The 13,269-nt window shown below is 41.8% G+C and carries 13 protein-coding genes; 3 read left to right on the top strand and 10 right to left on the bottom strand.

Annotated features, from left to right (window positions below):
- Positions 1-439: 439 nt before the first annotated feature.
- The 9 genes from ACUN2T_RS05445 to apt all read right to left on the bottom strand — a co-directional run bounded on the left by ACUN2T_RS05445 (position 440) and on the right by apt (position 10,912).
- On the bottom strand, positions 440-1,750 hold the full coding sequence (locus ACUN2T_RS05445) for an inosine/guanosine kinase (RefSeq protein ID WP_445496609.1): 1,311 nt from the start codon (positions 1,748-1,750) through the stop codon (positions 440-442).
- Between the two features lie 97 nt (positions 1,751-1,847).
- Positions 1,848-2,954, bottom strand: coding sequence for an LPS O-antigen length regulator Wzz(fepE) (gene wzz(fepE) / locus ACUN2T_RS05440; RefSeq protein ID WP_445496608.1), 1,107 nt, complete (start codon positions 2,952-2,954; stop codon positions 1,848-1,850).
- Positions 2,955-3,123: 169 nt separating this feature from the next.
- On the bottom strand, positions 3,124-4,107 hold the full coding sequence (hemH, locus tag ACUN2T_RS05435) for a ferrochelatase (RefSeq protein WP_445497809.1): 984 nt from the start codon (positions 4,105-4,107) through the stop codon (positions 3,124-3,126).
- A gap of 177 nt (positions 4,108-4,284) precedes the next feature.
- Complete coding sequence (gene adk / locus ACUN2T_RS05430; protein WP_445496607.1) at positions 4,285-4,929, bottom strand: adenylate kinase; 645 nt, start codon at positions 4,927-4,929, stop codon at positions 4,285-4,287.
- Between the two features lie 184 nt (positions 4,930-5,113).
- Positions 5,114-7,006 carry a molecular chaperone HtpG gene (htpG, locus tag ACUN2T_RS05425; RefSeq protein ID WP_445497808.1) on the bottom strand — a complete coding sequence of 631 codons (1,893 nt, stop codon included), beginning with the start codon at positions 7,004-7,006 and terminating at the stop codon, positions 5,114-5,116.
- 282 nt (positions 7,007-7,288) lie between these two features.
- Positions 7,289-7,894 (bottom strand): recombination mediator RecR, encoded by a 606-nt coding sequence (gene recR / locus ACUN2T_RS05420; RefSeq protein WP_445496606.1) that lies wholly within the window; start codon positions 7,892-7,894, stop codon positions 7,289-7,291.
- The gene (locus ACUN2T_RS05415; protein WP_445496605.1) at positions 7,894-8,223 is read right to left on the bottom strand and encodes a YbaB/EbfC family nucleoid-associated protein; all 330 of its coding nucleotides are present in this window, start codon (positions 8,221-8,223) and stop codon (positions 7,894-7,896) included. Before ACUN2T_RS05415 ends, recR begins: the two co-directional genes overlap by 1 nt.
- 55 nt (positions 8,224-8,278) lie before the next feature.
- On the bottom strand, positions 8,279-10,264 hold the full coding sequence (gene dnaX, locus ACUN2T_RS05410; protein WP_445496604.1) for a DNA polymerase III subunit gamma/tau: 1,986 nt from the start codon (positions 10,262-10,264) through the stop codon (positions 8,279-8,281).
- 96 nt (positions 10,265-10,360) lie between these two features.
- A complete protein-coding gene (gene apt / locus ACUN2T_RS05405; RefSeq protein ID WP_445496603.1) occupies positions 10,361-10,912 on the bottom strand; it encodes an adenine phosphoribosyltransferase in 552 nt (183 codons plus the stop codon).
- Positions 10,913-11,056: 144 nt separating this feature from the next.
- Here apt and priC point away from each other — a divergent pair, with 144 nt between their 5' ends.
- Together priC and rsmS are read left to right on the top strand one after the other, a co-directional pair.
- The gene (gene priC / locus ACUN2T_RS05400; RefSeq protein ID WP_445496602.1) at positions 11,057-11,599 is read left to right on the top strand and encodes a primosomal replication protein PriC; all 543 of its coding nucleotides are present in this window, start codon (positions 11,057-11,059) and stop codon (positions 11,597-11,599) included.
- Positions 11,600-11,620: 21 nt separating this feature from the next.
- Entirely contained in the window at positions 11,621-11,788 is a 168-nt protein-coding gene (rsmS, locus tag ACUN2T_RS05395; RefSeq protein WP_323834899.1) for a pleiotropic regulatory protein RsmS, read from the top strand.
- Positions 11,789-11,906: 118 nt separating this feature from the next.
- Here rsmS and ACUN2T_RS05390 read toward each other — a convergent pair whose 3' ends face one another.
- Positions 11,907-12,344: a DUF1284 domain-containing protein gene (locus ACUN2T_RS05390; RefSeq protein WP_445496601.1), complete on the bottom strand. Its 438-nt coding sequence runs from the start codon at positions 12,342-12,344 to the stop codon at positions 11,907-11,909.
- A gap of 129 nt (positions 12,345-12,473) precedes the next feature.
- Here ACUN2T_RS05390 and ACUN2T_RS05385 point away from each other — a divergent pair, with 129 nt between their 5' ends.
- Positions 12,474-13,238: a 2OG-Fe(II)-dependent halogenase WelO5 family protein gene (locus ACUN2T_RS05385; protein ID WP_445496600.1), complete on the top strand. Its 765-nt coding sequence runs from the start codon at positions 12,474-12,476 to the stop codon at positions 13,236-13,238.
- The last annotated feature ends 31 nt before the right edge of the window (positions 13,239-13,269 follow it).

Raw genomic sequence — 13,269 nt, 5'->3', positions numbered from 1 at the left:
TCCTAAAACAAAAACCACTTACTAATAAGACATAAAATTACAATAAATAAGATTCCAAAATAGCGCTACATCTTATACTACTCATAATTCTATATATAACAATGGGTTGAAGAAGGCCATGTGTAGCAGAATTATGAAACGTTATTTATACAACTATTACAATAATAAATAATTAAGAAGCTATCCTAAATAACGTATAAGTTATCAATCCTAGTGCTCTCCCCAGCAAAAAACTGACGGCCATGATGTCTTTAATATTCTATCTGAGAAATATTCTTTAGCATTACACGCTCCTAAAGAAGTCAGTCATTTTCTTTCATGCCATTACGTATGTTAATGATCAGTGTAATCTATTCCGTTTAGAAAAAAATACGGCTGTAAGCTACAACCGTATTAAATTACTCAATGATGAATATAATGAGTTGATATTATTTAATAATTACCGTTCCCAGTAAGACTCTTCCAAACTATCTTCTTTTTCTGGTAAACCCCGGCTTAATCGTGGCGAATGCTGACTCAATACCTGATAACTCACTCTGTTTGCATATTTACAAACCTGAGCAAGTGATGAGTATGTCAGGTAATTACGAGTATGCTTACTGGAATTAGGCACATTCATTCTGTGATGGTTATTAGCGGTTATATCATGCAATAAAGCAGATAAAGCACCATCACCTGCACCATTGGTATTCATAATTTTTTCTGGTCCGCCCATATAAGGTTCAATATGGGAGTAAACTTTCATTGGGATTTGGCAATCAGATTTTCGCATAGCACGGCTGAATTCATAACGGTTAAATTCAGCAATAGCACCTGGTAGCAGTGGGTGAGTTGTCTGACGCTTATAATCTTCTTCCGTATACCCTGCCATATATAATCCCGCAGGACCAGCGGTACACAAAACCAAATCAACCCAATCCAGAGCCATATCTGACGCCAATAACGGATCACTGAAACCCGTAAGCTCATAAGCTTCATCTTCATTCATTGCCAGAACAGAAATGTTCTCAACCAGAAAATCGCGCCACCATTGTGGATCTTCAGCAATAACATATTTTGTCCCCAAAGTCAGAACGACAGGTACACTGTGTTTTTTTGCATATTCGATGGCTTTCATTGTTGCTTCTGGCATTGGCTCTCCTCGCTTACAACGAACCAAATAAGCAGTCAATACCAAAGCTGAAGCTTCAGCGATAATCTGTTCTGGAATACTCTCCGGTTTTAGTTGATTCATTTGTCCAGGGCTAATGGCAAAAGTCCGTTCACCATTTTCTGTTACCAGTGTAAAACAGCGGCCAATTGGGCCATCCACACCCTGTAAATAATTTAGATCAGTTCGGCTGGAGGTGTTACATAAGTAGCGGTAAGCATAGCTGCCAATCTGAATGTTGTTACACATTGTGCCCAGTAAAACGGAACGATCATCGGCCAGCACTGAGTAATTATGCAAGGTATTACCAATCGTGCCACCGGCAAATTCGTGGCTGATAAGATTGTTATCCGTCAGTTCTCTATACAAGGTTTCAGCTACATCATCTTCAATAACTAATGAGTGTCCCTGGCTGAGGTGGTAACGCCGGATAAAATCTTCATCTACTTTCGCCTCAATATCCACTAATATCTGATCGATACCAACGATATAAGCTCGGTTATTCTCACCATACATCATTTCTTTAATTGGCTGGAGTAAAGGATCACGCAGACTGACGGGAAAATAGTGTTTTGATTTACGTTTACCAGGGAATTTCATATTTGATTGATGCTATAACGCGGAAAAGATGCAGCATATTAGCACAATAAAAACTGACAGGCAGCAAGTGTCATTGCGACACCGGCTGCCAAAGAGATTAAGCCACTTTCTGACGACTGCGCGCCACGTGACGAATCAGAACAAACATCACCGCCAGGATCAAACCAATAAAGGCACTGCCTACCAGAATAAGCAGACGCTTAGGCGAATCTTTCGCCGTTGGTTCATAAGGAGCCTGCATATATTTAAATGGCTGGAAGTTAACTTTATCTATTGTAAGTGATTTAAGTTCGTTTATATAGAACATGCGGTTACGTAAATCACCATCAATCAAGGATGGATCTTTGATCTCTTCGGTAATTTGCAGCTTACGTTGTAATGCATCAGCGCCCAAAGCAATGGAATAATCCGGATCATCTTTGATCATTGCTCCTTCGCTGGAAATAGGCTTTTTAATTCCCGCGGAATTGGCGATAGATAATGAATATTTCAATCGCTCAATATTAGCTCTCTGTATATTATGAACACGGTTCAAATCAACTGCATACAAGCCTTCGGAGTAGGCAAGCTTCTGTTTCACCATATCACTCAATTCACTTTGCATCTGCTTACGGACAACAGACGACACATAACTGATATAGCCATTTAGCAGGCTATATGCATCTTCAGCGGTTCCGGCACTGAAAGTGAGTTTAGTTTCACCACTATTTTCATCACCTTTTTCCCCTTTTGAAGAAGATGAAATATTATCATTTATAATCTTTTCAATAAGTTTTCTTTTTGCAAGTGGTGAATGATCATCTGATTTAGTTACTAGATTTTTAAAATACTCTGTATTAACCAAGTATTCTTCTCGTAAAACCCGTGAATTAAAATTATTTAAAAAATTATCATACAGTGACGATGAAGTTACCGATGGTTGCAAGCTTAAAACCTCTAGCCTAGTCAAGATATTTTTAACTGGCTGTATTTCTTCAAGTTGAGGTTGAATAACTGAAGCTGAACTGGTCCATTTTTGTGGCATCCAAGATGCTACTGTAAAACCAATAACAGCAAAAATGATAGTAACAGCAATAATCAATAACTTTGATTGAAATAAAACAGAGAATAACTCAAACAAATCAATTTCATCGTCTTGCTTTGAATTGTAATAATTAAAATATTCTTCACTGGAGTTAGCACTTTTAATCGGTTTAATACTCATTATTTATGTCCAAATTCAAATATGACTGTTACTAACTATTCTACAAAACATCATCCCACTGAGCCTTTAGCTAATATCCAGAAAAGCCGAGTGCAACCGTTCGGATAGATAGGCTCCCGCATGAGAATATATCATTAAAGAGCCATTTAATCCTAATGATAGATTAATCCTATATACTATTTGTTTCACTTCCGGCAAACCTGTTAACCAATGCTTCCAGTAGAAAAATATGATTACTATTGTCGTTAAGCGCAGGAATATATTCAAATTTCTCCCCACCAGCATTAAGAAATATCTCTTTATTCTGCTGTTTTATCTCTTCCAACGTTTCCAGACAATCGGACGAAAAGCCAGGACAAAGAACCTGAATATGCTTTATTCCCTGATTAGGCAATGATTTCATGGTTTGACTTGTGTATGGCGTTAACCAAGGCTCACGACCAAACCGAGACTGATAAGTCATTATCACCTGATCTGCTGGATAGTTAATTGTTTGCTTTAGCAATTGAGTTGTTAACTCACACTGTTCAGAATAAATATCACCCGTATCAACAAAACGCTGCGGAATACTATGAAAGGAAAAGAGTAATCTGTCCGGCTTACCATGTTCACAGAAACTCTGTTCAATGGTCTCTTTCAATGCAGAAATATAAGCAGGATGGTCAGCATAGCTACGGATAAAGTGAATCCCAGGAATAGTACGGTATTTCTGCAATATTTGACTGACACCATCAAACACAGCCGCAGAAGTAGAACAGGAGTACTGGGGATAAAGTGGTAAAACAACCAATTGCTCAACACCCTGCTTAAGCAGATTATCAATTGCCTGTTCAAGAGATGGAGAACCATAACTCATGCCTAATTCAACAGGAATATCTGCTAGTTTTTCCGCCAGCAATTTGTGCTGACGACGGCTATATACTAACAGGGGAGAACCTTCATCAGTCCAGACTTTCTGATATAACTTTGCCACACGTGGAGAGTGAAAAGGCAAAATAACGCCATATAATATTGGCTTCCAGATCAAGCTGGAAAAATCGACAACTCTTCGATCACTCAGAAACTCAGCTAAGTAACGTTTTATAGCCACAGTGGTCGGCTCATCAGGAGTGCCAAGATTAACTAATAAAACGCCATATTTACCGCTGCTCATCATGCCGATTCCCTATTGTCTTCTCTGGTGAGAACCCTAACACAATAAAATACAGATGAAAATCATGTTTATCCATCGAAACAATAAATAAAAACCAACAGGTTTACCTGAAGCAGTAAAGAAACAATATAAGATAAGGCAGCTTATAAGCCGCCTTTTAAACATCACTAAGATTGATTAATCCAGAATTTTGACTAATTCTTCGCTAACTTCAGATACCTTGCGAATACCATCAATTCTGAAATATTGGGTATCACTTGTTTCAGCTTCTTTCTGGTAATAAAACACCAAAGGAGCAGTCTGTTGATGATATTCAACTAAACGTTTACGCACGATATCTTCATGATCGTCTTTACGAATAGTCAGTTCTTCACCAGTAACATCATCCTTATTTTCCACCGCCGGTGGATTAAATGAGATGTGATAAACACGGCCAGATGGCGCATGTACACGGCGCCCAATGATACGTTCAATAATCAGTTCATCAGGAACATCGAATTCCAGGACATAATCAACATGAATATCGGCTTCTTTCATTGCATCAGCCTGAGGAATGGTACGCGGGAACCCATCCAACAAGAAACCATTGCGGCAGTCATCTTGTTTGATACGCTCTTTTACCAAAGCAATGACCAGCTCGTCAGTAACCAGCTTGCCATTGTCCATCAATTCTTTTGCTTTTAAGCCCAATTCTGTGCCAGCCTTAACTGCAGTACGCAACATATCACCGGTAGAAATTTGAGGGATCCCATATTTCTCCATGATAAATTGCGCCTGAGTCCCTTTACCGGCGCCCGGAGCGCCCAGCAGAATAATACGCATTGCGTAAATCCCCTTGCTAGTTAGTTTTTATATTTGTAAGAAAACGAGTCACCATACCATCTGGTATGGGGTTCGCTCAAGAAAACAGGAAAACGATTTCGTGATATTTTTTTGCAAAAAATAAACCACGCCCCATTTCACTATCGGAGGCGTGGTTTACAATCGTTACCAAGAAATAATTAAATCAAGCTTTTTCAGGCAGTAATAGCTGATTCATACGACGAATAAACTGGTTTGGATCTTCCAATGTGCCACGTTCAGCAAACAATGCCTGATCGAGCAGTAGTTCAACCCAATCCGCGAATTGAGCTTCATCACTGATATCAGCAGCCAGTTTTACCAATTGATGATCAGGATTCAGTTCAAAGTTGTATTTAACGTCCGGCACTTGTTGACCCGCCGCCGCAAACAATTTCGCCATCTGAGTGCTCATTTCATCCACATTTGTTGTCACAATTGCCGGAGTATCTGTCAGACGATGAGTCAATTTAACCTCTTTGACCCGATCGCCAAGTAGTGTTTTCACACGCTCAACAAACGGTTCCAGCTGCTTATCAATTTCTTCCTGCTCAACTTTGTCTTCATCTGCCAGTTTGTCCAGAGATTCATCAGCTTTACTGACTGACTGGAATTTCTTACCATCAAACTCAGTAAGATACCCCATCATCCATTCATCAATGCGCTCTGACAGCAGCAGAACTTCAATACCTTTCTTACGGAACAGTTCCAAATGAGGGCTATTTTTTGCCGCAGCATAACTGTCTGAAGTGATATAGTAGATCTTATCCTGACCTGCGGTCATCCTACTGACATACTCTTCCAAAGAAACTGTTTGCGCAGAACTGTCATTATGAGTAGAGGCAAAACGCAACAATTTAGCGATAGCTTCTTTATTCGTATTATCCTCTGCCGGGCCTTCTTTCATCGCTAGCCCAAACTGCTGCCAGAATTGCTGATATTTTTCCGCGTCATCTTTCGCCAGCTTATCCAACATCTGCAATGCACGTTTGGTCAACGCATTACGTAAATTACGGGTAATAGAATTATCTTGCAGAATTTCACGGGAAACGTTCAGTGGCAAATCATTGGAATCAATCAGGCCACGAACAAAGCGCAAATAGTTTGGCATAAACTGTTCTGCGTCATCCATGATAAACACGCGCTGGACATACAATTTCAGCCCGTGCTTATGCTCACGGTTCCACATATCCCACGGTGCCTGAGAGGGAATATAGAGCATACTGGTATATTCCTGTTTACCCTCTACGCGGTTATGGCTCCAGATCAACGGATCAGTAAAATCATGAGAAATATGTTTGTAGAACTCTTTATATTCTTCATCTGTAATTTCAGATTTACCACGAGTCCACAAGGCCTGAGCTTTATTAATCTTTTCCCAGGTTACTGTATCTTCTTCACCCTCTTCTTCGCTCTTATTTTTAGTTTCAATTTCAACTGGCAGAGCAATATGGTCAGAGTATTTACTGATAACAGAACGCAAACGCCAGTCATTCAGGAAGTCATCTTCCCCTTCACGTAAATGAAGGGTGATCTCGGTACCACGAGTTTCTTTTTCAATATCAGCGACAGTGTAATCACCTTCACCAGCGGATTCCCAGAATACGCCTTGATCAATTGAAGCACCGGCAGCACGGGTACGTACCGTGACTTTATCAGATACAATAAAGGCAGAGTAAAAACCAACACCAAATTGACCAATTAACTGGCTGTCTTTAGCCTGATCTGAACCAATAGATTCCAGGAAAGCTTTTGTTCCTGATTTAGCGATAGTGCCAAGATTATCAATGACTTCATCACGGGTCATACCAATACCATTATCACTGATCGTGATAGCTCTCTTTTCTTTATCAAAAGAGAGGCGAACGCGCATTTCACCATCACCTTCATAAAGTTCTGGAGCAGATAATGCGCGGAAACGTAATTTGTCAGCAGCATCGGAAGCATTTGAGATTAACTCACGAAGGAAAATCTCTTTATTGGAATAAAGTGAATGGATCATTAATTGCAGAAGTTGTTTTACTTCAGACTGAAATCCACGGGTTTCCTGACCTTTCATACTCATTTGTTACCTCAATCTCAATCCAGTTCAGACAGATAAAATCAGACGATAATATGCAGATGGGGATAAATAAGCCGGGTTTCAAGTTTGATTATTCAAAAGAGTATCAAATAACGCAAATAAGTTAGATATTTAAATAGGTTATAACCATAGCGGAATGAATTCAAAGGCGAGCGCCACATAAATGCAGCGCCTCAACATCTTTACGATTTGATCCATACAGGGTATACAGCTGTATTCTTTTCCAGTCAGATAAAACGACTAGACATTGACAGAAAATCAACAAGTAATCTTCTGCCGCCCAGCAAGTGAATGCGACAAAGTTGTACCATCTACCATTTCAAGCTCACCACCAACCGGTACACCATGAGCAATGCGGCTTGCTGTTACACCATACTGAACGCATATTTCTGCAATATAATTGGCCGTTGCCTCTCCCTCCACTGTCGGATTAGTCGCCAAAATCACCTCTGAAATCTCTTCAGTGGAGAGGCGTTCTTCAAGACAATCCAAACCAATATCCATCGGGCCAATGCCGTCCAATGGAGATAAATGCCCCATCAACACAAAGTAGCGCCCGGCAAACTGCCCAGTCTGTTCAATAGCATGAATGTCCGCAGGGCTTTCAACCACACAAATTTGACCATTTTGCTGACGACGTGAATTAGCACAGATCGTGCACTGCTCCTGCTCAGTAAAAGTCCGGCAATATTTACAGTGTCCAATTTCCGACATCGCCCTCGTCAATGCCTGAGCTAAGCGCATTCCACCACTGCGATCACGCTGTAACAAATGAAAAGCCATCCGCTGCGCAGATTTAGGGCCAACTCCTGGCAAGCAGCGTAATGCTTCCATCAAGGATTCAAGGAGAGGACTGGTTTGCATCAGAATGGCATCTTAAAGCCTGGGGGCAGTTGCATTCCGCTGGAAACGCTTGCCATTCTCTCTTTCTGAGTTTCTTCAATGCGACGGGCGGCATCATTGAATGCAGCCGCAATCAGGTCTTCCAGCATCTCTTTGTCATCTTCCATCAAGCTTGGATCAATCTCAACACGACGGCAATTATGCGCACCATTGATAGTCACTTTAACCAGGCCTGCACCAGATTCACCTGTCACTTCCAGATTAGCGATCTCTTCCTGCATTTTCTGCATCTTGTCCTGCATTTGTTGGGCTTGTTTCATCAAATTGCCCAAACCACCTTTACCAAACATAGTTTTCTCTCTTCGCTATGGCTACATCGTACAACAGGTACAGATTGCAGCGCGGTTAGACCGGCCGGATACTCTCTTCATCCAGTTCAGCATCAAATACCTGCCGCAATGTCTGAATAGTCTTATCCGCAATAATTGATTGGCGAGCTTGTGCCAATTTTTCTTCATAAATGGCTTGTCGCCACTCCAGTGGAGTTTTCTCCTCCGGATTATCATCTTCAATAATGCTGAATTCAACCGTTACACCGTACAACTCGCTTAAAGCCTCTGCTAATAATTTTTGTGCAAAAGCGGAATTAAGATGGCACTGACTCGAACGCAGGTGTAAACAGATATTATTAACACTGATCTGCTCTTTAAACGCATTTAATGCTAATTGTTGCACCAGTTTAGGAATTTTAAGTTTATCAACTTCTGCTGCCCATGCATCTCTTTGTTTGGATTCTTCAGCTAATTTTTCTACCAGCTCCGGCGTTTTCTCATGCTCTAGAGCCGTTCTTAACGCCTTTGGTGTAGCGACATAACTTTCTGGTTTTTTTTCAATATTCTTGGCTTGCCAACGATAAGCCTCTTTTTTCTCAGGTTTCTCTTCCTGCATTTTAGCTATTGATGACTGAGATCGCGGCCCTGACACTGCGACAATCCGCTCCAGTGCCGAGGTTGCCGCCGGCCTCGCCTTAACAGGCGTAGCCGGTTTAGGCTTTTTTGGTGGCGTTTGCTCTTGTTGCCGGGATAACACACGCCTTGCTTTCAGCAACTGCGCTGTTGGGCTTGATGCAAGTGCCTGGGGTATCTGAGGTTCCGGCTGAGAAACGCTGCCCACCGGTACTGGCTCATCAATAGGGTAATCAGATGGCGTATTGCCCTGATGATTATGTTGTGGCTGTGCTGCAATTGATGGGATAGCCGCAGGATGTCCATGCACAACCGGTTTAGCAACCTCTTCAATGACTGTTTTTGGGTGAAATGCCAAAGCTCTGAGCAGCGTCATTTCAACACCCATCCTGCGTTCCGGTGCATACGACAAATCTCTACGACCAATCAGTAGAGTTTGATAATAAAGTTGTAAATCTTCCGGTGAAATTGCTTTTGCCAATATTCTCAAACGGCCTTCAATGGAAGCAGCAGCAATTTCTGGTTGAGAAGGTAATAGCTGGATCATTGCAATACGATGCAGTAATGAAAGAATCTCTACTAACAAATTCTCCCAATCAGCCCCCCGTGAAGCGGCTTGTTCCACCAATGCCATAACCTGCTGACCGTCAGCCCGAATCAATGATTCTATAATTGATAACGGCTGTTCATCATCTAATGTTCCCAACATCAAGCTGACTATTTCAGTTGTTACCTGGCCTTGCCCCATCGCAATAGCCTGATCTGTCAGACTCAACGCATCGCGCATACTACCATCAGCAGCACGGGCCAGAAGCTGACGGGCACGGCTGTCATTCTCCAGATGTTCAGCTTTAAGAATATGTTCGAGCTGACCGCTTATCTGATCAACATTCAGCGCTTTGAGGTGAAACTGCAAACAGCGGGAAAGGATAGTTACCGGCAATTTTTGCGGATCAGTGGTTGCCAATAAAAATTTCACATGCTCAGGTGGCTCTTCCAGCGTTTTCAATAATGCATTGAAGCTATGGCGAGAAAGCATATGCACTTCATCAATCAGGTAGACTTTGAAACGCCCACGAGCTGGAGCATATTGCACGTTATCCAGCAATTCGCGCGTATCTTCAACTTTAGTACGGGAAGCCGCATCAATCTCAATGAGATCGACAAATCGCCCTTGCTCAATTTCAAGGCAATTAGCACACTTACCACAAGGCTTATCAGTAATACCTATTTCACAATTTAACCCTTTGGCAAACAAACGGGCAATCGTCGTTTTCCCGACACCTCTAGTGCCGGAAAACAGGTAGGCATGATGGAGCCGGCCATGGGAAAGACCATTAGCCAGCGCAGTCAGGACATATTCCTGACCAATCACATCAGAAAATATTTGTGGGCGCCACTTACGGGCAAGTACCTGATAGCTCATTGATACCGAGAAAATTAAATATAATTGGGTACCATGCTAACACAGCCCCACTACAGACAGCGAGGCCGATATGTCAGTAATACGAAAATAAGCAGATTAATGACCAGGGAATTCCAATAGCGTGAAGCTGTTCACGCCTTGTTTTTGCAGACGCTCACCCCCTCCCAAATCAGGCAGGCCAATAACAAAGGCAGCTTCAGAAACTTCACCATCTAAATGACGGATTAAGCGAACAGTTGCCTCAATAGTGCCACCCGTTGCCAGCAGATCATCAACAACCAGCACCTTATCACCTTCTTTGATACTGTCCTTATGTATTTCCAGTGTATCAGTGCCATACTCTAAATCGTAAGTTTCACTCAATGTTTCACGAGGTAATTTGCCTGCTTTACGGACAGGGATAAAACCAACACCGAGACGCAACGCAACTGGAGCTCCAAATAGAAAACCGCGCGCTTCAGTGCCCACAATTTTTGTAATGCCTTTGTCCTGATATCGTTCTACCAGAAGATTAATTGTTGCCTGGTAGGCAAGAGGGTTATCCAATAAGGTCGTAATATCACGAAAAAGGACCCCCGGTTTAGGGTAATCAGGGATAGTTTCAATACTGTCTTTAATAAATTGCAGTTGCTGAGCGTTTGCAGTCATAATCGGTGCCAGTGAGTAGAACACGAGAGTGCTAAAATCTATGCAAACTGATAAAAAAAAGCAACCGATGAACATACATCAACCTAATTTTTTGTCGTTCCAGGTTAATCCTGCTTCGCAACGCATAATCATTGTAGGGTATAAATGAGTACGCAACCGTTATTAAATTTACTCGAAAAGCAAATCAATATACTGGCGGAAGAGCTCACACCTCTGGCAGATATCCCATTTTCTACTGCCCGGTTTGATCAAACTTTATTTAATCGGCGCAGTGATAAACTCCGTGGTTATCTGCAAGAAGTCAGGCATAACATGGAACAACTTAAAGAGTGTGTTCAGGATAACCGAACGGAGCAAGTCGCATTTCTGACCGAACGTTTAGTTGCTCAAATGGAAGCATTAAAGCGTGAATTGTCCACTCAATCACTGAGAAAAAAAGAGAGCAAGTTCGAACATAAACAACAAGCTACTGATCTGTATCACAAGCTGGCTGAACATCAAGATTATGAACGACGTCTGCTCACCATGAGCAATGATCGAGAGCTAAAATTGAATCAACAAACTACACTGAGTAATCAGCAAAAAATACAGAAAGAAATCGCAGCATTAGCCGGAAGACTAGCACGTTGCCGCCAATCTCTGACGCGAATTGAAAAATCAATCGAATATAAAGAGAACATGGATTAATGACTCAGATGAGGAAGTTTTATGTCAGTCGAACACGCACCACCTGAAGTTCAGCTTGCGGTTGATCTGATCTATCTATTGGAATGCAATGAAATCGCGCCCGAAATTGCACTCGCTGCACTGGAAATAGTCAAACATGATTATCAAGCAAAGTTAGCGGAGCAGTCACAATCTACGAAGGAATATTGAGCGATTTATTACAAACACTTCATAGATACTTTGTCGATACCATAAAAGATCTACATTAGTTAGTCTTAGAATTTTCTCGCACGCATTCGATCAACCTTTGCAAAATGGCTTGATGTCGTCATTCATTCTTTCCATTGCTGAGTTTAAGAAACGTTGAAGCATAATCGTCCGCAGCGATTCGAGTGCAAAGCTGCTCCCATTCACAGCCTACACAGGCAGATCTTACGATCCTGCGGTTAAAAGCCCATCGAGCCTGTATTAAATAGGTTTCGTCGAGTCTCAGTGTATGTCCCACTTCAACTGGTCGGCCCATAAGAGCACCAACAGCCTCCAAAGCACGGCTATCCCGGACAATGACACTCTTGCCCAAACAATGAGGATCATCTTCTCCAAGCAAAGGAGCACAAATATCATCTGGTCCTTCCACAATCAGGATATCTTCGTTCTGAATTCGCGGAATAATCTTATTGTAGTTTTCAATAAAGCCAGGGGAATATCCGTTGCCCGCGTAAGTAAGAATACACAGGAGGTGATGACCTCTCAGAGATATTGTCATTATTGCGTTCCTGAGTATGGAGTGCAACCAAGTATTGCATTATTATACAAACAATGTTATACGATTGACACTGACCTTCAATAGATCAATTTTTCTAATATAAAGAAAATAGACTAGGAATCGGCAATCATGTCGTCAAGGTGGGCATCAAAAGAGCTTGTCAAATTATCATCAGAAAGCTTGCAGGCAATCATAGACAACAAGATTCCGGCGGTAATGATAGATGATTTTGCAACTACAGAGGAATCAGTACAGCTTTCTGCAGCAATACTGAGCATGAAAGCAAAGCAATATGAATTCGGCAGGCCAGGATTTTACTTGGGAAATCCACTCTCTCATTACCGTGATCGCCCAAAAGAAGAGTATTTTTCTCAAGTTAACGCCGCTGAACAAGAGCGTACTCAAGTGCTCAATCAAGCTTTTGATCCAATTGTTCGGTTCATACGACACATCAATCACGATACAGATTTCAGCATTTCGATCGCGGAAGAACCGGGGTTTGGTCCCTACTTTGCCGGTATCGTCCGTATTATCTCCGGTGGTTCAGATCTACATGTGGACTACGCCCCCACTTTTGCGAAAGGCAATTTATCTATCGGAGATATATCAACTCAGCTCGCCTGGAACCTCTATGTTTTGTCTCCCTCACAAGGAGGGGAAACAATAATCTATAATCAACCATTCAAGAGTACTGCCATTGATAAGATCTATAAACCATATGATAGTTCGCTATTGGGTGATTGCGAATCTTTCACTTTCCGGCCTCAAGTTGGTTCTGTCGTCATTTTTAACACCTGTAATCCTCACATCGTCCTGCCTGCGAATGGCAATCGGATTGCAACCGGTTCCTTCATCGGTCTGTTAAATGAGAAAAATCTGATCTTATGGTCGTGATAGATCATGCTAGTAGGTGCTACAGTCAGCC

It is taken from the genome of Photorhabdus machadonis, assembly GCF_052657765.1.
Note: the sequence above shows the minus strand (reverse complement) of the source record. Positions and strands in the feature narration are given on the sequence as shown.

Coding starts and splice junctions, on each gene's coding strand:
- ACUN2T_RS05445 (WP_445496609.1), bottom strand. CDS start 1,750: ATGAAATTCCCTGGTAAACGTAAATCAAAACACTATTTTCCCGTCAGT.
- hemH (WP_445497809.1), bottom strand. CDS start 4,107: ATGAGCAGCGGTAAATATGGCGTTTTATTAGTTAATCTTGGCACTCCT.
- adk (WP_445496607.1), bottom strand. CDS start 4,929: ATGCGTATTATTCTGCTGGGCGCTCCGGGCGCCGGTAAAGGGACTCAG.
- htpG (WP_445497808.1), bottom strand. CDS start 7,006: ATGAAAGGTCAGGAAACCCGTGGATTTCAGTCTGAAGTAAAACAACTT.
- recR (WP_445496606.1), bottom strand. CDS start 7,894: ATGCAAACCAGTCCTCTCCTTGAATCCTTGATGGAAGCATTACGCTGC.
- ACUN2T_RS05415 (WP_445496605.1), bottom strand. CDS start 8,223: ATGTTTGGTAAAGGTGGTTTGGGCAATTTGATGAAACAAGCCCAACAA.
- dnaX (WP_445496604.1), bottom strand. CDS start 10,264: ATGAGCTATCAGGTACTTGCCCGTAAGTGGCGCCCACAAATATTTTCT.
- apt (WP_445496603.1), bottom strand. CDS start 10,912: ATGACTGCAAACGCTCAGCAACTGCAATTTATTAAAGACAGTATTGAA.
- priC (WP_445496602.1), top strand. CDS start 11,057: ATGAGTACGCAACCGTTATTAAATTTACTCGAAAAGCAAATCAATATA.
- rsmS (WP_323834899.1), top strand. CDS start 11,621: ATGTCAGTCGAACACGCACCACCTGAAGTTCAGCTTGCGGTTGATCTG.
- ACUN2T_RS05390 (WP_445496601.1), bottom strand. CDS start 12,344: ATGACAATATCTCTGAGAGGTCATCACCTCCTGTGTATTCTTACTTAC.
- ACUN2T_RS05385 (WP_445496600.1), top strand. CDS start 12,474: ATGTCGTCAAGGTGGGCATCAAAAGAGCTTGTCAAATTATCATCAGAA.